This is a genomic window from Bradyrhizobium cosmicum (genome assembly GCF_032290525.1).
Lineage (GTDB): Bacteria > Pseudomonadota > Alphaproteobacteria > Rhizobiales > Xanthobacteraceae > Bradyrhizobium > Bradyrhizobium cosmicum_A.
This window is the reverse complement of record NZ_JASXTA010000014.1, coordinates 192044-209349: the sequence shown is the minus strand read 5'-3', so window position 1 is coordinate 209349 and position 17306 is coordinate 192044. Positions and strand designations below refer to the sequence as shown.

Annotated in this window: 16 protein-coding genes; 10 read left to right on the top strand and 6 right to left on the bottom strand. The window is 64.0% G+C overall.

Features of this window, described 5'->3' with window-relative positions; all coding sequences use genetic code 11:
- Positions 1 to 10 precede the first annotated feature (10 nt).
- The 7 genes from xoxF5 (at position 11) to QSV46_RS24745 (ending at position 7901) form a co-directional block, all read left to right on the top strand.
- Complete coding sequence (xoxF5, locus tag QSV46_RS24775) at positions 11 to 1819, top strand: lanthanide-dependent methanol dehydrogenase XoxF5 (protein WP_314957779.1); 1809 nt, start codon at positions 11 to 13, stop codon at positions 1817 to 1819.
- A gap of 111 nt (positions 1820 to 1930) precedes the next feature.
- Positions 1931 to 2422, top strand: a complete 492-nt coding sequence (locus QSV46_RS24770) for a c-type cytochrome, methanol metabolism-related (protein ID WP_314957842.1) — start codon at positions 1931 to 1933, stop codon at positions 2420 to 2422.
- Between the two features lie 60 nt (positions 2423 to 2482).
- On the top strand, positions 2483 to 3592 hold the full coding sequence (locus QSV46_RS24765; protein ID WP_314957776.1) for an S-(hydroxymethyl)glutathione dehydrogenase/class III alcohol dehydrogenase: 1110 nt from the start codon (positions 2483 to 2485) through the stop codon (positions 3590 to 3592).
- Positions 3593 to 3625: 33 nt separating this feature from the next.
- A complete protein-coding gene (gfa, locus tag QSV46_RS24760) occupies positions 3626 to 4189 on the top strand; it encodes an S-(hydroxymethyl)glutathione synthase (RefSeq protein WP_314957775.1) in 564 nt (187 codons plus the stop codon).
- Between the two features lie 632 nt (positions 4190 to 4821).
- Positions 4822 to 5274 carry a (2Fe-2S)-binding protein gene (locus tag QSV46_RS24755; RefSeq protein WP_014493612.1) on the top strand — a complete coding sequence of 151 codons (453 nt, stop codon included), beginning with the start codon at positions 4822 to 4824 and terminating at the stop codon, positions 5272 to 5274.
- 1 nt (position 5275) lies between these two features.
- Positions 5276 to 7588 (top strand): xanthine dehydrogenase family protein molybdopterin-binding subunit, encoded by a 2313-nt coding sequence (locus QSV46_RS24750; RefSeq protein ID WP_314957766.1) that lies wholly within the window; start codon positions 5276 to 5278, stop codon positions 7586 to 7588.
- Between the two features lie 52 nt (positions 7589 to 7640).
- Positions 7641 to 7901 carry a hypothetical protein gene (locus QSV46_RS24745; RefSeq protein ID WP_314957765.1) on the top strand — a complete coding sequence of 87 codons (261 nt, stop codon included), beginning with the start codon at positions 7641 to 7643 and terminating at the stop codon, positions 7899 to 7901.
- A 93-nt stretch (positions 7902 to 7994) separates the two neighbouring features.
- Here the strand turns inward: QSV46_RS24745 and QSV46_RS24740 are convergent, their stop codons facing one another.
- The 5 genes from QSV46_RS24740 to QSV46_RS24720 all read right to left on the bottom strand — a co-directional run bounded on the left by QSV46_RS24740 (position 7995) and on the right by QSV46_RS24720 (position 13726).
- On the bottom strand, positions 7995 to 9722 hold the full coding sequence (locus QSV46_RS24740) for a methanol/ethanol family PQQ-dependent dehydrogenase (protein WP_314957764.1): 1728 nt from the start codon (positions 9720 to 9722) through the stop codon (positions 7995 to 7997).
- A 119-nt stretch (positions 9723 to 9841) separates the two neighbouring features.
- Complete coding sequence (locus QSV46_RS24735) at positions 9842 to 10495, bottom strand: ubiquinol-cytochrome c reductase iron-sulfur subunit (RefSeq protein ID WP_314957841.1); 654 nt, start codon at positions 10493 to 10495, stop codon at positions 9842 to 9844.
- A 266-nt stretch (positions 10496 to 10761) separates the two neighbouring features.
- On the bottom strand, positions 10762 to 11226 hold the full coding sequence (locus QSV46_RS24730; RefSeq protein ID WP_314957762.1) for a group III truncated hemoglobin: 465 nt from the start codon (positions 11224 to 11226) through the stop codon (positions 10762 to 10764).
- 136 nt (positions 11227 to 11362) lie between these two features.
- Positions 11363 to 12214, bottom strand: a complete 852-nt coding sequence (locus tag QSV46_RS24725) for a 3-hydroxybutyryl-CoA dehydrogenase (protein ID WP_314957760.1) — start codon at positions 12212 to 12214, stop codon at positions 11363 to 11365.
- 219 nt (positions 12215 to 12433) lie between these two features.
- On the bottom strand, positions 12434 to 13726 hold the full coding sequence (locus QSV46_RS24720; RefSeq protein WP_314957758.1) for an MFS transporter: 1293 nt from the start codon (positions 13724 to 13726) through the stop codon (positions 12434 to 12436).
- A 317-nt stretch (positions 13727 to 14043) separates the two neighbouring features.
- Between QSV46_RS24720 and QSV46_RS24715 the strand changes: the two genes are divergently transcribed.
- Positions 14044 to 14742 carry an ABC transporter permease gene (locus QSV46_RS24715; RefSeq protein ID WP_314957757.1) on the top strand — a complete coding sequence of 233 codons (699 nt, stop codon included), beginning with the start codon at positions 14044 to 14046 and terminating at the stop codon, positions 14740 to 14742.
- On the opposite strand, the gene QSV46_RS24710 is transcribed toward QSV46_RS24715, so the two are convergent.
- On the bottom strand, positions 14716 to 15525 hold the full coding sequence (locus QSV46_RS24710; RefSeq protein WP_314957756.1) for a substrate-binding domain-containing protein: 810 nt from the start codon (positions 15523 to 15525) through the stop codon (positions 14716 to 14718). The genes QSV46_RS24715 and QSV46_RS24710 overlap by 27 nt on opposite strands.
- Before the next feature lie 153 nt (positions 15526 to 15678).
- Between QSV46_RS24710 and QSV46_RS24705 the strand changes: the two genes are divergently transcribed.
- A complete protein-coding gene (locus QSV46_RS24705) occupies positions 15679 to 15966 on the top strand; it encodes a hypothetical protein (RefSeq protein ID WP_314957754.1) in 288 nt (95 codons plus the stop codon).
- A 232-nt stretch (positions 15967 to 16198) separates the two neighbouring features.
- Entirely contained in the window at positions 16199 to 17293 is a 1095-nt protein-coding gene (locus tag QSV46_RS24700) for a hypothetical protein (RefSeq protein ID WP_314957753.1), read from the top strand.
- The last annotated feature ends 13 nt before the right edge of the window (positions 17294 to 17306 follow it).

The window sequence follows — 17306 nt, the reverse complement described above, 5'->3', positions numbered from 1 at the left end:
AGGAATGACTATGCGCAAGGTGCTACTGGCGACCTATCTTGGCTCCGCGGCCGTACTCGCCGTCGGCAGCGCGTCAGCCAATGACGAGCTGATCAAGATGTCGCAGAACCCGAAAGACTGGGTGATGCCGGCGGGCGACTATGCCAATACCCGCTATTCCAAGCTGAACCAGATCAACGCACAAAACGTAGGCAAGCTCCAGGTCGCCTGGACTTTCTCCACCGGCGTGCTGCGCGGCCACGAAGGCGGCCCGCTGATCATCGGCAACATGATGTACGTCCACACGCCGTTCCCGAACAAGGTCTACGCTATTGACCTTTCCAACGAGAACAAGATCGTCTGGAAGTACGAGCCGAAGCAGGATCCGAACGTCATCCCGGTGATGTGCTGCGACACGGTCAACCGCGGCCTGTCCTACGGCGACGGCAAGATCATCCTGCATCAGGCCGACACCAACCTCGTTGCGCTCGACGCCAAGACCGGCAAGGTGGAGTGGTCGGCGACGAACGGCAATCCCGCGAAGGGCGAGACCGGCACGTCGGCCGCGCTTGTCGTCAAGGACAAGGTCCTGGTCGGCATCTCCGGCGGCGAGTTCGGCGTGCAGTGCCACGTCACCGCTTACGACCTCAAGACTGGCAAGCAAGCCTGGCGCGCCTTCTCCGAAGGCCCGGATGATCAGATCAAGGTCGATCCGGTCAAGACCACATCGCTCGGCAAGCCGGTCGGAGCCGACTCCTCGCTGAAGACCTGGCAAGGCGATCAGTGGAAGATCGGCGGCGGCTGCACCTGGGGCTGGATGTCCTACGATCCCGCCCTTAACCTCGTCTATTACGGCTCGGGCAACCCCTCGACCTGGAATCCGAAGCAGCGTCCGGGCGACAACAAATGGTCGATGACCATTTTCGCGCGTGACGCGGACAGCGGCATGGCCAAGTGGGTCTATCAGATGACGCCCCACGACGAGTGGGACTATGACGGCGTCAACGAGATGATCCTCTCGGATCAGCAGATCAACGGCCAGCCGCGCAAGCTCCTGACCCATTTCGACCGTAACGGCCTCGCCTACACGATGGACCGTGAGAACGGCGAGCTGCTGGTCGCCGAGAAGTACGATCCGAAGGTGAACTGGACCTCCGGCGTCGACATGGACAAGAACTCGCCGACCTATGGCCGTCCGAAGGTGCTCGACGCAGCTTCGACCGACAAGGCGGGCGAGGACCACAACGTGAAGGGCATCTGCCCGGCCGCGCTCGGTACCAAGGACGAGCAGCCGGCAGCCTACTCGCCGGACACGCAGCTGTTCTACGTTCCGACCAACCACGTCTGCATGGACTACGAGCCGTTCAAGGTGAGCTACACCGCGGGCCAGCCCTATGTGGGTGCGACGCTCTCGATGTATCCGCCGCAGGGTGAAACCCATATGGGCAATTTCATCGCCTGGGACAACAAGACCGGCAAGATCGTCTGGTCGAACAAGGAGCAGTTCTCGGTCTGGTCGGGTGCGCTCGCAACTGCCGGCGGCGTGGTGTTCTACGGCACGCTCGAAGGCTACCTGAAGGCGGTCGACGCCAAGTCCGGCAAGGAGCTCTACAAGTTCAAGACTCCCTCGGGCATCATCGGCAACGTCACCACCTATGAGAACGGCGGCAAGCAGTATGTCGCAGTGCTCTCCGGCGTGGGCGGCTGGGCCGGCATCGGTCTGGCGGCAGGCCTGACCGATCCGACCGCCGGTCTCGGCGCAGTCGGTGGCTACGCGGCTCTCAGCAACTACACGGCGCTCGGCGGTACGCTGACCGTGTTCTCGCTGCCGGCGAACTAGCCTCACCTTCGTGTCGCTCCGGCGCGTGGATCAACTCCACGCGCCGGCTCGCCTCCACCTGATGCCTTCGAGGATAATCTCTTGCGTAAAATCTGCTTCGTCATTGCCGCGATGATCTTCGTTGCTTCGGGGGGAATTGCTGTTGCCGAGGGTCCCGGCGACCCGACCGCCGTCAAGAAGGAAGACGACGGAAAATGGCTCGATAAGGAAGGAAACCCGACCTACAAGATCTCGGCCGACGGCACCGTGGACTGGTTCACCTATTCCGGATATCGCCGCTATCACTCCGACTGCCACGTTTGCCATGGCCCTGACGGCATGGGATCGACCTACGCACCGGCATTGAAGGATTCGGTCAAGACCATGAGCTATGGCGACTTCCTCGGCGTCATCGCCTCCGGCCGCAAGAACATCTCGACCGCGCAGGAGAACGTCATGCCTGCCTTCGGCGACAACCCGAACGTCGCCTGCTACATGGACGATCTCTACGTCTATCTCCGCGCCCGTTCCGACGAGGCATGGGGCCGGCAGCGCCCCTCCAAGAAGGAGGAGAAGAATGAGGCCTACACCAAGGCGGAAGACGCCTGCATGGGCAAGAAATGAAAGTTGCGAAGACTGCCGAGACTACCTGTTGGCGTCTTGCGAGAATTTGAGGAGTTTACGATGAAGACACGTGCCGCCGTCGCATTCGAAGCCAAGAAACCACTGGAGATCGTCGAACTCGATCTGGAAGGGCCGAAGGCCGGCGAAGTTCTGGTCGAGATCAAGGCGACGGGCATCTGCCATACCGACGCCTACACGCTCGACGGCTTCGACAGCGAGGGAATCTTCCCGTCGATCCTCGGCCATGAGGGCGCCGGCATCATCCGCGAGATCGGTCCCGGCGTAAGTTCGGTGAAGCCCGGCGACCACGTCATTCCGCTCTACACGCCGGAATGCCGGCAGTGCAAAAGCTGCCTCAGCCAGAAGACCAATCTCTGCACCGCCATCCGCGCCACGCAGGGCAAGGGCGTGATGCCCGACGGCACCAGCCGCTTCTCCTACAAGGGCAAGCCGGTCTACCACTATATGGGCTGCTCGACCTTCTCGAACTTCACTGTGCTGCCGGAGATCGCGGTCGCCAAGATCCGCGAGGACGCACCGTTCGACAAGAGCTGCTACATCGGCTGCGGCGTCACGACCGGCGTCGGCGCCGTCGTCAACACCGCGAAGGTCACGCCGGGCTCCAACGTGGTCGTGTTCGGCCTCGGCGGCATCGGCCTCAACGTGATCCAGGGCGCCAAGATGGCCGGCGCCGACAAGATCATCGGCGTCGACATCAACGACGCCAAGGAAGATTGGGGCCGCAGGTTCGGCATGACCGAGTTCGTCAATCCCAAGAAGATCACGGGCGACATCGTCCAGCATCTCGTTGGTCTTACCGACGGCGGTGCCGACTACACCTTCGACTGCACCGGCAACACCACCGTGATGCGCCAGGCGCTGGAAGCCTGCCATCGCGGCTGGGGCACCTCGATCATCATCGGCGTTGCCGAATCCGGCAAGGAGATCGCCACCCGTCCCTTCCAGCTCGTCACCGGCCGCAACTGGCGCGGCACGGCCTTTGGCGGCGCGCGCGGCCGCACCGACGTGCCCAAGATCGTCGACTGGTACATGAACGGAAAGATCCAGATCGATCCGATGATCACCCACGTGCTCAAGCTCGAGGAGATCAACAAGGGTTTTGACCTCATGCACGAGGGCAAATCCATCCGTTCAGTCGTCGTGTTCTAGCCCGAAAGCGTCACCCCCAAGGAGGATCGACCCATGACTGTTGCACTCCATCCCTCGATCGACAACGGCATCAAGCAAGGCAGCGGCAGCTTCGCCGGCGGCACGCTCGCCTGCAAATGCAAGGACCACCAGGTCAAGGTCGCCGTCAAGGGCGACGTCGCGCACAACCACGCCTGTGGCTGCACCAAGTGCTGGAAGCCGCAGGGCGCGACGTTCTCCGTTGTCGCCGTCGTGCCGCGCCAGAACGTCACCGTGCTCGAGAACGGCGACAAGCTCCAGATCGTCGATCCGTCGGCGGTGATCCAGCGTCACGCCTGCAAGGCCTGCGGCACGCACATGTACGGCCGCATCGAGAACAAGGACCACCCGTTCTACGGCCTCGACTTCATCCATCCCGAGCTGTTCCAGGAGCAGGGCTCGCAGGCGCCGCAATTCGCCGCCTTCGTCTCGTCGGTGATCGAATCGGGCGTGAAGCCGGAGCAGATGGGTGGAATTCGCGCTCGGTTCAAGGAGATCGGGCTCGAGCCCTATGACTGCCTGTCGCCGGCGCTGATGGACGCGATCGCGACCCACGTGGCGAAAGCCAAGGCTGCTTGAAACCGTGGCGGCCTGAGCAAGGCCGCCAGACTTCGCCACGCCCCGGCTCGTTGGTCCCGACCACCGCCAGCGAGCCGCACGGGCGCGGCTCTCAGGGTTTCGCGGGCGATGCCGACCCTAAGTAACTCTGCGTATGCGAGAGCCATTGGCTCCTCAGTCCTGGTCTCTGAATGACTGCGCAGCGCCGCTCGCTTCCTGGTTGAAGTCGGCGCCTCTGCGTTTCTCCCTCCCTCGACTGAGGCATCCTGCTTCGTCCGTGCAGTCCTTCTGCCGGACGAAGCTTTTTTTTCGTCGCAACCGCCATTTGCGAACGCGGAGCACGCGGCGCGGTGCCGCGCCCTGCTTTTGACAAATCATCGATGCAATCTTTTCCCGTCACGAACACTTGGCTGTGAATGCCGGGCTCGTGCGATCTCTGCTAGCTTCCGCCGTCACGATGCCGCGAAGTTCAATCAAGCAAGAACAACACGGGGAGGTATCGAGCACATCCAGACATCGCCATCGACGTTCCTGCCTCCCTCCGGGATTTGCCCGCGCGGGATGACGGCAGCCACGCGGCGAGACGACGAACCATCGCCGGCCGAAATCGGCGAATTTGAATTCGATATGCTTATGAAGAGCGAGGGACGATCATGATCAAGGTGAAGATCAACGGCCAGGAACAGAGCTGGGACGGCGACCCGGATCTCCCGCTACTCTGGTTCCTGCGCGACGAGGCCGGGCTCACCGGCACCAAGTTCGGCTGCGGCCAGGCCCTGTGCGGCGCCTGCACCGTCATCGTCGACAAGGAGGCCGTGCGCTCCTGCATCACGTCGATCAACGACGTCGCCGGACGCGAGGTGACCACGATCGAGGGGCTGCATCCGAACGGCGATCATCCGGTCCAGAAGGCCTGGCGCCAGGTCAACGTGCCGCAATGCGGCTTCTGCCAGGCGGGCCAGATCATGCAAGCCGCCGCGCTGCTGATGGAGAACCCCAAGCCGTCGCACGACCAGATCCGCGAGGCGATGGCCGGCAACATCTGCCGCTGCGGCTGCTACCAGCGCATCGAGAACGCGGTCCATCTCGCATCGACGGGAGTGTGACATGAATTTCATCGACAACCCCGGAAAGCTTCGAGGCTTCGAGAAGAACATCAAGGTCGAGAAGGTCTCGCGCCGCAGCATCCTGAAGGGGCTCGGCGTCACCGGCGGCTTCGTGCTCGCCGCCCCCGTGATGTCGCGTCAGGCATTCGCCTATGAGACCGGCGCCGGCAAGATGCCGCATGGCGTCGTGATCGATCCGCGCGTGTTCGTCGCGGTCGCGACCGACGGCACCGTTACCATCCTGGCCCACCGCGCCGAGATGGGCACCGGCGTGCGCACCAGCCTGCCGTTGATCGTTGCGGAAGAGATGGAGGCCGACTGGTCCAGGGTGAAGGTCGAGCAGGCCCATGGCGACGAGGTCAAGTTCGGCAATCAGGACACCGACGGCTCGCGCAGCACGCGGCATTATCTGATCCCGATGCGCCAGATCGGCGCCTCCGCCCGCACCATGCTGGAGCAGGCCGCGGCGAAGCGCTGGAACGTGCCGGCGACCGAGGTGAAAGCCGTCAATCACGAGGTCGTCCACAGCGCCAGCGGACGCAAGCTCGGTTTCGGCGAGCTCGCCGCCGATGCCGCCAAGGAATCGGTGCCGAGCATCGAAGGCCTCAAGCTGAAGGACCCCAAGGACTTCCGCTATCTCGGCAAGGGCCAGGTCGGCATCGTCGATCTCCACGACATCACCACCGGCAAGGCGCGTTACGGCGCCGACGTGCGTTTGCCCGGAATGAAATATGCCGTGATCGCGCGGCCGCCCGTGACCGGCGGCAAGCTCGTATCATTCGATCCGGCGGAGGCGATGAAGGTCGCCGGCGTCGAGAAGGTGATGGAGGTGCGCGGCTGGCCGTGGCCGTCGAAATTCCAGCCGCTCGGCGGCGTTGCCGTGATCGCGCGCAATACCGGCGCGGCGATCAAGGGCCGCGATGCGCTGAAGCTGACCTGGGACGACGGCGCCAACGGCAAATACGAGTCGGTCGCCTACCGCAAGGAGCTCGAGGCGGCCTCGCGCAAGCCCGGCCTCGTGCTGCGCAAGGAAGGCGACGCCGACGCCGCCCTGAAGGGCGCCGACAAGGTGATCGTCGGCGAGTACTACATTCCCCACCTCGCCCATGTCGCCATGGAGCCGCCGGTGGCGGTCGCCGACGTCAAGGGCGACAAGGCGGAGATCTGGGGGCCGGTACAGAGCCCCGGCGGCACCCGCGAGGACGTCGCCAAGACGCTCGGCATTCCCGAGCAGAACGTGACGGTCAACGTCACGCTGCTCGGCGGCGGGTTTGGCCGCAAATCGAAATGCGACTTCGCGCTCGAGGCCGCCCTGCTCTCCAAGGAGCTCGGCGCGCCGGTGAAGGTGCAGTGGACGCGCGAGGACGACATCCATAACGGCTTCCTGCACACCGTCTCGGTCGAGCGGATCGAGGCGGGCCTCGACAAGGACGGCAAGGTGATCGCCTGGCGCCATCGCAGCGTGGCGCCCAGCATCGCCTCGACGTTCGCCGCCGGAACCGTGCATCAGGCCCCGTTCGAGATCGGCATGGGTCTCGTCGACATGCCGTTCGAAATCGCCAACATCTCTTGCGAGAACCCGGAAGCGGCGGCGCATACCCGCATCGGCTGGTTCCGTTCGGTCTCGAACATCCCGCGCGCCTTCGCGGTGCAATCGATGGTCGGCGAGATCGCAGCTGCGACCGGCCGCGATCAGAAGGAGACGCTGCTCGCGCTGATCGGCAGTCCGCGTATCGTCAAGCCGGCGGTGAAGGACCTCTGGAACTATGGCGAGCCCTTTGACAGCTATCCGATCGACACTGCGCGGCTGCGCAAGGTGGTCGAGCTGGTCGCCGAAAAGGGCGGATGGGGGCGGCAGGTGCCGAAGGGGCACGGGCTCGGCATTGCCGTGCACCGCAGCTTCGTCAGCTACATCGCGACCATCGTCGAGGTCGTCGTCGACGACAAGGGCAAGCTGACGGTGCCGCGGGTCGACACCGCGATCGACTGCGGCACCTACGTCAATCCCGAGCGCATCGCCTCGCAGATCGAGGGCGCGGCGATCATGGGGCTGAGCCTCGCCAAATACGGCGAGATCACCTTCAAGGGCGGCAAGGTCGAGCAGAAGAACTTCGACGACTTCCAGGTCATCCGGATGGTTGAATCTCCTCTTGTAACCAACGTCTACATCGTCCCGCCCGGACCCGACACGCCGCCGAGCGGCGTTGGCGAGCCCGGCGTGCCACCGTTCGCACCTGCGCTGATGAACGCGATCTTCGCCGCGACCGGAAAGCGCATCCGCAACCTTCCGCTCGGCAAGCAATTGGAGGCTTAGCGGAACGTTCAGCACGGCTCGCTGTTTCCATCGATCTGACAGGAGCAGATCGATGACCAACATCTCAAGGGCGCTCGCAGTCTCGCTACTGTCGGGCGCCTCTCTTTTGACGACCGGCGATGCATTCGCCCAGAGCAACGCAACGCCGCCGACCACAGCGACGCGCCCCACCGCACCGGACCAGAACTCCCTCCCCAACGCCACCGCCCCTCCCGCCTCGACTACCCAGACCACCGGGCAGCACAATCCGGATCCGAAGGTCCGCGAAATGAATCAGAAGGAGAAGGACAAGGTGGATCGTCAGGGGAAGTAAGCCAGGGTCTCGCGCAACGCAAAATGCGGCGGACGTTGCCGTCCGCCGCATTTGCCCCCTGACGCTCCGCTTCTTTCGATCCGCCTGCGGAGCTTATTTCTTCAGCGCGAACACCCAGATCACGCCGCCCTGCGGCACGTTGGCTTCGATCCCGATGTTGTTGGTCACCAGCGCATCCTGGATGCGCTGTGCATCCACGCCCCAGCCCGACTGAATCGCGATGTACTGTGTGCCGTCGATCTCATAGGACACCGGCATGCCCATGATGCCGGAGTTGGTCTTCTGCTCCCACAGCAGCTCGCCGGTTTTGGCGTTGAAGGCGCGGAAGTTGCGGTCGTTGGTGCCGCCGACGAAGACGAGATCGCCTGCGGTCGCCGTCACCGAGCCGAACAATTGCGACTTCGGGAAATTGTGCTGCCACACCTTCTTGCCCGTGGCCGGATCCCAGGCCTGGAGCTCGCCGAAATGATCCGCGCCGGGCTTTGTCGTCAGGCCGATGTCCTCCGGCTTGGTGCCGAGCCAGAGCTCGCCGGGCTTGAGCGGGAGCTTCTCGCCCGTGAAGCCACCGCAGAAATTCTCGTTGGCCGGCACATAGACGAGGCCGGTCTTCTGGCTATAGGCGGCCGACGGCCAGTCCTTGCCGCCCCACAGTGACGGACAGAACTCGACGCGCTTGCCGACAACCGGCTTGTGCGCGGGATCGACGATCGGCTTGCCGCTCTCGGCATCGATGCCCTTCCAGACGTCGGTGAAGACGAACGGCCAGCCGGCAACATAGTTGATCTTGGTCGGCGTGCGCTCGAGCACCCAGAAGATCGCATCGCGTCCCGGATGGATCAGGCTCTTGATGGTACGGCCATCGCGTTCCAGATCGACCAGCATCGGCGCATCGACCTCGTCCCAGTCCCAGGAATCGTTCTGGTGATACTGGTGGTAGGTCTTGATCTTGCCGTTGCTGGGATCGAGCGCCAGCACCGAGGAGGTGTAGAGATTGTCGCCTGGGTGCATCTCGCCGGGCCACGGCGCGGCGTTGCCGACACCCCAATAGATCGTCTTGGTGTCCTTGTCGTAATTGCCGGTCATCCAGGCCGAGCCGCCGCCGTTCTTCCAATCGTCGCCCTGCCAGGTGTCGTGACCCGGCTCGCCTTCGCCGGGAATGGTGTAGGTCCGCCACAGCTCCTTGCCATCCTTGGCATCGAAGGCGGCAACGTAGCCTCGCACGCCGAACTCGCCGCCGGACCCGCCGACGATGACCTTGCCCTCGACGACCAGCGGCATCAGGGTCATGTACTGACCCTTCTTGTAGTCCTGCACCTTGGTATCCCACACCACCTTGCCGGTCTTGGCGTCCAGCGCGACGACGTGGTCGTCGGTGGTGGCGAGATAGAGCTTGTCCTCCCAGAGGCCGACGCCGCGGTTGGTCGGATGCAGCTGGAATAGATCGTCGGGGAGCTGCCGCTTGTAGCGCCAGTATTCGTCGCCGGTCTTCGCGTTCAGCGCGATCACCTGTCCCATGGGGGTCGTCACGAACATCACACCGTTGTTGACGATCGGCGGCGCCTCGTGGCCTTCGACCACACCGGTGGCGAAGGTCCAGACCGGCGTGAGATTCTTCACGTTCGAGGTGTTGATCTGGTCGAGCGGGCTGTAGCCCTGCCCGTCATAGGTGCGCCGGTAGAGCATCCAGTTGCCGGGTTCCGGACTCTCAAGCCGCTGCTGGGTGACTGGCGCATAGTTCTCGATCGGGCCGGCGGTCGCGGCGGTCGCGGCAAGACACGTGAAGGCGACGAAGCCGGACAGATACCATTGCTTCCTGGTCATGGACGTTCCCCAATTTTTCATTCGTTTGAATTCTTGTTTTGAATTCTTGTCGTTCGTCCCGTCGTCCGCCCGTCGGCGGATGCGGCCTCTCATGACGCGGGTGCTTCCGGCACCGTCCATCATCCTGGCTGCGCGCCACCTACCTTTCCGATGAAGTTGCCGGCGACGCTGAGCGAGCCGTCAGCCAGCGCCAGCGGCAGCGCGGCGAGCCGCCGCGGCGCCGGCCCGAACACGACCTGCGCGCCCTCGCGGGGGTCAAATTCGGAGTTGTGACACATGCACTTGAACACCTCCTTGTCGCCGACGTCGCTCTTAACCCAGGCGGTGACGGGACAGCCGGCATGCGAGCAGATCGCCGAATAGGCGATGATGCCGTCGACGGCACGCGTGCGGGTCCTCTCGTCGAGCTCGGCGGGGTCGAGCCGGATGATCAGGATCTCGTTAAGTCGCGAGCCGCTGCGCACGACAGATGTCTTGGGATCCTTCGGCCAGGCATGCACCGGCGGCCCGCCCTTCGGTATGTCAGCGGACGTGATCAGCTTTCCCTCCTGATCACCTTCGGAGAAGACGAGCTGGTCACCCTTCTGCGGCCGCTCGTCGGAGCCGGGCGGATCCTCGCCCGCGCGCGCCTGCGTGGAACAGCTGAGGCAGGCGGTGGTGGCGAGCGCAGCCATCAGCAGCGTTCGCCGTGTCGGCTCCGTACAGGCGTCAGCTTCGGAGTCCGCTGTGTTGTCGGAGAATGAAGAGGATGTGTTAAACGATGCACTCGACATGTCCGTAAGCAGGCGCTGGAACTCGGCCGAAAGAAAGGCAGAGATTCTTCGCCGCAATGCATCAACACTAATTTGCTCGCGTTGATTGAACGCAAACACGCGCATTCACGCGCATATTTCCAATTGCAACGTCACACGACGCGACCGGCATGATGATTTTGCAGATCAGATAAATGCTCTCAGCATTAGTGCAACGCGCCGACGACGGCGCGAATAGTCAGTGACATCAGTGCGGCTGCGTATTTCTCAGGCAGGCATTCTGTATTCTAGGAGCGGAGCACATGGCGCGGTGCAGCGATGCGCCCGGCGATAGTTGCCGACGCCATTTCAAAACTGTCGGCGATACGACGCGCCTTGTCGATGAAAAGCGCAGCCGCCGGCGGCGGGCAGACTTCGCGCGCGGTCTGCTCGAACAGATCGAGCCAGCGGTCGAAATGATCGCCGGTCAGGCTCAGCGGCATATGTGCCCGCATCGGCGAGCCGTGATAGCGGCCGCTCATCAGCACGACCGATGACCAGAAACCCTTGAGCTTCGTAAGATGCTCGTCCCAATTCTGTACGACCGCGAACACCGGCCCGAGCAACGCGTCCTCGCGCACGCGGCCGTAGAAGCGGGTGACGAGTTCCCCGATCATCTCCTCGGTGATCCCGGTGCGTTCGATCGCATCCAGGGTCAGCAGGTTCCGCCGCGCGGCCGCCGCCTCGCGCTCGGCCTTCAGTCGATCCGACATGTCCTTCGTTATCCGTGTTGTTGTTCCCGCAGGCGCCCGTTCGACATTGTCGGGCCAATTGCGCACGGCGTCTTTGTCGCAGCGCAAATTGCGGGATCAGGCAGCGGGCGTTGAACGCCCGCCGCCCGCGCCAATATCAGGCGCCGTAAGTGTAAAAGCCCTGCCCGGTCTTGCGGCCGAGATGGCCGGCATCGACCATTTCCCTCAGCAAGGGGGCCGGACGGTATTTAGGGTCGTTGAAGCCTTTGTAAAAGACCTCCATCACCGACAGCATGGTGTCGAGCCCGACCAGATCGGCCAGCGCCAGCGGTCCGATCGGGTGGTTGCAGCCGAGCTTCATCCCGGCGTCGATCTCTTCCGCGGTCGCGATGCCTTCTTGAAGCGCGAAGATCGCCTCGTTGATCATCGGGCACAGGATACGGTTGACGGCGAAGCCCGGGCTGTTCTTGGCGGTGATCGCCACCTTGCCGACACGCTTGGCGAAATCGAGCGCCTTGGCGTGAGTGTCGTCGGAAGTCTGCAAGCCGCGGATCAGCTCCAGCAGCGCCATCACGGGCACCGGGTTGAAGAAGTGCATGCCGATGAAGCGGTCGGGACGATCGGTCGCGGCGGCGAGCTTCGTGATCGAGATCGAGGACGTGTTGGTCGCAACCAGCGTGCGCGGCGACAGTATCGCACAAAGATCCTTCAGGATCTTGACCTTGAGCTCCTCGTTCTCGGTTGCGGCCTCGATGACGAGGTCGCAATCGGCGAGCTTGGCGCGGTCGGTGGTGCCGGTGATGCGCTTGAGCGTGGCGTCGCGATCGGCCGCCGACATCTTCTCCTTCTTGACCAGGCGCTCGAGGCTGCCGCCGACGGTCGAGATCCCGCGGTTCACCGCCGCATCGGAGATGTCGACCATCACGACCGAAAGACCGGCCGCGGCGCAAATCTGCGCGATGCCGTTCCCCATGGTCCCTGCCCCGATGATGCCAACGGTTTGGATCATTGCCTCACATCCTTCATCCTTGCGGGCGCGCCGACGTCGGCCTCGTCCCCTGTTCCTGTACCAAGGTCTAGCACCGCCCACCGGCGGGTGCGACCTAGTCCGACCCTTTCCTTAAAGCATCCGAGGCGGGAATAAAGCCGCCATTCGGTCCCGAAAGGGTATGATTTGGCGGCCTCACGCCGAGTTTCGCCCGACTTTTGCGTTTCCCCGGGGCCGGATTCATGCCCGGGCTTGGCCGTTTGGCCGCGTGCCATCCGGGCGCCCCGACATGATGATGGCCGCGGCAACCGCGTCCATCAACGCGGCGATCAGCAGCGGCTCTCGATAGCTTCCCAACCGATCATGCAGCAAACCATAGAAGCTTGGGCCGACGGCCGCGGCGAGTTGAATCACGCAAGATGCGGCCCCGAAAATCGGTCCGAATGAGGCCGCCCCGAACTCGCGGCGCACGATGATCGGCGGCAGGGTCGTCACGTTGCCGACCGTCAGGCCGAACAGCATGCACGCACCGATCAGCAGCGTTGGGGTCTCGGCCATCGCCAATACGCAAAAAGACATGGCGGCAACGAGGAGGACGATCGAGCTCGTAACCCTGGCGCTGATGCGATCTGCAAACGCCGCCAGAGCGAGGCGGCCAACGAGCGCGGACAGTGCAGTGGCGGAAACGGTGGCGGCAATCATTCTCGTCTGGAGAAACCGAGTAAGCAAGGTCACCTGATGGGTCAGCAGCCCGATTTGCATCGACATCGCAATGCCGAAGGCCATCATTGCCGTCACGAGTGCCGGGGTCCGCAATGCGTTGGAGCAAATCCATTTCGATTGAAGAGGCTCGTGGTCCTGCCACGCCCGGCCCCCACCGTCCGCCGACAATCCCATGTCTTCCGGTCGATGACGAATGACGAGCAGCGCAAGCGGCATGACAACGGCCAACGCGACGGCGGCCGCCGCCGATGTCGTTGCTGCAAATCCGACGAGATCCCTGCCAAGCAGAAGCAATGGCGGTCCCAGCATGCCGCCGGCGCTCGCCCCGAGGGATGCGATCGATACTGCGCGTCCCTGATACGTCTCGAACCAGGGCGCCAGCGTCGTGGCGACGGCCGTGGTCGAAAGACAGGCCCACCCGATCCCCATGAGCGCGAACAGGACGTAGACATGCCATGGCCTGTCCACGTGACCGATGCCAGCGACGCCTGCTGCCATCGCAAGACCGCCGGCCACAATGAACGGGCGCGGTCCAATGTGGCTGATCCCGCTGCCGACGGGAATCAGCAGAACTGCGCTCACGAGGTAGAACAGCGTGATCGCGCCCGACACGCTGCCTGTGGTCCATCCCGTGGTCTCGACAATCGCGCGAAGATAAACGCCGGCGCCGAACAGCCCGAGAGCGTTGCCGATGGCGGCCACCAACAAGCAGGCGCCGACGATCCACCAGCCGTAATATATCTGCTGAAGCATTCTCATCTGCGAGCGACGGCGGAAATAGACGTTCGGAAGTGATTGGACGCTGACCAACTATGCTCGGGGTCGACGGCCCATCGCTTCGATCGCGCTCGAACTGTCGCAAGCCCGCCTCGTCCCCACCGCGCGCGACCGCAACTTTGATTTGCAGTTGAATTCGGTTTCCAAACCGCTCCACGTGAGTATTGTGTGACGGGCCTGCCCCGGGGAAAGCCTCCCTGCGGCAGGCAGAGCCACAAAGCGCCTGCGGAACGCGAGGGCGCCGCTGCTTTGCACCAGGATACGCGCAGGGAATCATACGTGAAACGGCTCCACAGTCCCGGACGTGACGTACCCGAGGCATTCCGGCTGGCAGCGACGTTCAGGCACGGATGAACGACTTCGCGCGATCCATCGGCGCCGCCCTCACGCTGATCGGCGAAGCCGACGCCGAGCTGCTCGGCATCGTGGCATTGTCGGTCCGTGTCAGCCTGACTGCCAGCATTATCGCACTGCTGATCGGCGCGCCGATCGGGGCCCTGCTTGCGATCACCCGCTTCGGCGGCCGGCAGGTCATCATCGTGTTGACCAATGCGCTGCTCGGCCTTCCGCCGGTGGTGGTCGGGCTGGCGCTTTATCTTCTGCTGTCGCGGTCCGGCGCACTCGGCGCGGCCGGCCTGTTGTTCACGCCAGCGGCGATGGTGATCGCGCAGACGCTGCTCGCGACGCCCATCGTGGTCGCGCTGGTGCACCGGCCGGCGAGCCTGCTGTGGGCGGAGTATGCGGATCTCGCGCGGATCGACGGACTCTCGACGCTGCGCAGCATCGGCCTGTTGTTCGCGCTCGGCCGGACCTCGCTGCTGACGGCGTTTCTCGCGGCGTTCGGGCGTGCGATCGCCGAGGTCGGCGCCATCCTCATCGTCGGCGGCAACATCCGCGGTTTCACGCGCACGATGACGACCGCGATCACGCTGGAAACCAGCAAGGGCGACCTGCCGCTGGCGCTCGGGCTCGGACTGATCCTGCTCGCGCTCAGCGTCGCGGTGTCGACCGTCGCCTTCCTGCTAGTGGGACGCGTTGGGGAAAAATAGCTGCTCGCCGCCGATCTTGTAGCCGGCGATCGCGTCCTGCCCCTTCGGCGAGACCAGCCAGTCGATGAAGGCCTGCCCGTCCTTCGCCTTGACGTTCGAATGCGTGGCCGGATTCACCAGCATGACGCCATACTGGTTGAACAGCCGCTTGTCGCCCTCGGTCAGGATGGCGAGTTCGCCCCTGTTCTTGAACGATAGCCACGTGCCGCGGTCCGAGAGAAGATAGGCGTTCGACGACGACGCCATGTTCAGCGCCGGGCCCATGCCCTGGCCGATCTCGCGATACCAGGCGTCCTTGCCGGCTCCGATGTCGACGCCTGCCTCCTTCCACAATCTCAGCTCCGCGGCGTGCGTGCCGGACTTGTCCCCGCGGGAGATGAACGGCGCCTTCGCCGCCGCGATCTTGCGCAGCGCATCCCCGACGTCCTTGCCGCCGGCGATCTTCGCGGGATCGCTTCTGGGGCCGACGATGACGAAGTCGTTGTACATGACGTCGAAGCGCTTCACGCCCTGCCCTTCGGAGATGAACTTGTCCTCGGCAGGCCGGTCATGGACGAACACCACGTCGGCATCGCCGCGGCGCCCGATGTCGAGCGCCTGGCCGGTGCCGACGGCAACGACCTTCACCTCGATCCCCTCGGTCTTCGAGAACAAAGGCAGCAAATGGCCGAACAGCCCCGACTGTTCGGTCGAGGTCGTCGAGGCCACGGTGATGGTGCGATCTTGCGCGGATGCGCTTGCCGACCAGGCCAGAACCGCTGCGATGGCCGCAAGTTTCCTCATTGCGTCGTCCTCATAGTCGATATCGGGTGTTCCAAGTTAATTCAGGCGGACGGCGCAGGGAACCCCAAGGATCGATGCACCCAATCGTGCCGCAGCCGAGGAACGTCATCGCCGTGGTCCGGTTGTCGCAGAGGGAGCACCAGGGAGAATCCCATGAAGAAAATCATTTTAGCATCAGCCTGCATCATGGCTCTGGCAACCGGCGGCGCTTTCGCCCAGACACAACCCGCTCCGGGCGCATCCGGTCAAGGCGAGGTCGGGCAGTCCTCACGAGGCCCCGCGACCAAGGGTATGACGACTGGCAAATCGTCGAACATGCAGAACGAGGCCAGCGACAGCAAGGGCACACAGCCTCCATCAGGCGGCAGCAACACGAATAACATGGGCAGCCAGGCCGGCGGTGGTGCGGGCTCCGGCGGAGGTGCGGGCTCCGGGAAGTAGCCGAACCACCGAGAACTCCGAGGGGAATAGCCAGCCCGTTGCCAAGCCGGTCTCGTCGACGTCGCTCATCCCAGGCAAAGCGCCGTGGTGCAGCCGCCATTCGCGTTCGATGCCTGGATGTTCTGCAATTGGTCCCACCCACATTGACATAGATGTGACGACCGGGGCAGTTTTTCGCATTGCTGGCGAATCAGCGATTGCCTCACGCCGAGTACCTCTTGGACAACTCCCAGTGCTTTCGAGACTGATATCGCTGCTGCGCCGCATTCCCGCAGTGAAATGGGCGTTCACCCGGCTTCGGCCCTCGTCGCACGGCGGCAGCATCGACCACGTTGTGCGCGATGCCGACGACTCACCCGCTATCACGGAAGCCGCCCCGGCTCTCGACGGCGATATCAGCGCCGACCCATTGCACGCCGGCAACGAGGTCGCGGCTTCGGTCGCAGCGGATGACACCGGCATTGCCGTCGTCGCGAAAAGCCGGTCGGCTGCACCCGCTGACCTCAGCGCCAGCGACGATCCATACCGGGACACGCCGGCAGTCGCTGAACCGGTCGTCGCCGCAGAGGTTCCGGTCGCGCCGGTCGAGGTCGAGAACGAGCCCGTCGTTCCTGAGCCCGTCGTCGCAGAGGGGACGCCTGTCGCCCCGGTCGACATCGAAATCGCTCCGGTCGGTGCTCCGGTTCTCGTCGTCAACGACAATCCGTCCTCCGTCGTCGTCCCGGATGTCGATCCGGCCGTCATGGAGGACGCCTGCGTCGGGCTCGCCGCGAGCGATATCTCAACGGAAGAAGTTACCGAGAGCAGCATCGACAGCGCTCCGCTCCCCAGCGCCGCGATGGAGATCGAGCCGGTCCCCGATCCTGTCGTGGTCGCAGCGATCGCCGCGGAGGGTGCTTGCGCCGTCGCCCCGAACGTCGTCACGAATGCCGAACCGGAGCCGGTCCTTAAGTCTCCCGCTTCGGAAGTCCGTAGTGCGCCGAAGCCTCGCGCAAAGGCCACCGAACCCGTCGACCGCGCCACGCTGATCCGGCAGCGTTGGGCGGAGACCGGGATCAGGATGTGGAATCCGCGGCTTCACGGCGCCGGCAGTGCCACACTGAACATCCAGGGGCGCGTCGAGCTGCTGCCGCCCGCACTCGGCGAGACCATGCCGCGCTACGACAAGTTGGAATTTCGGATGTTGGGCGGACAGATCGTCTGCGAAGGCGTGATCGTCGAAGCGCCCGCGCCGGCGAGCCATCGCAGCTTTACGCAGCTAGCCGGACCACGGAACGGCGACCGGGCTCGCGAGCCGGTGCGGGAACGCCAGGCCGCGCCCGCCTGACCCTTTCTTCTGA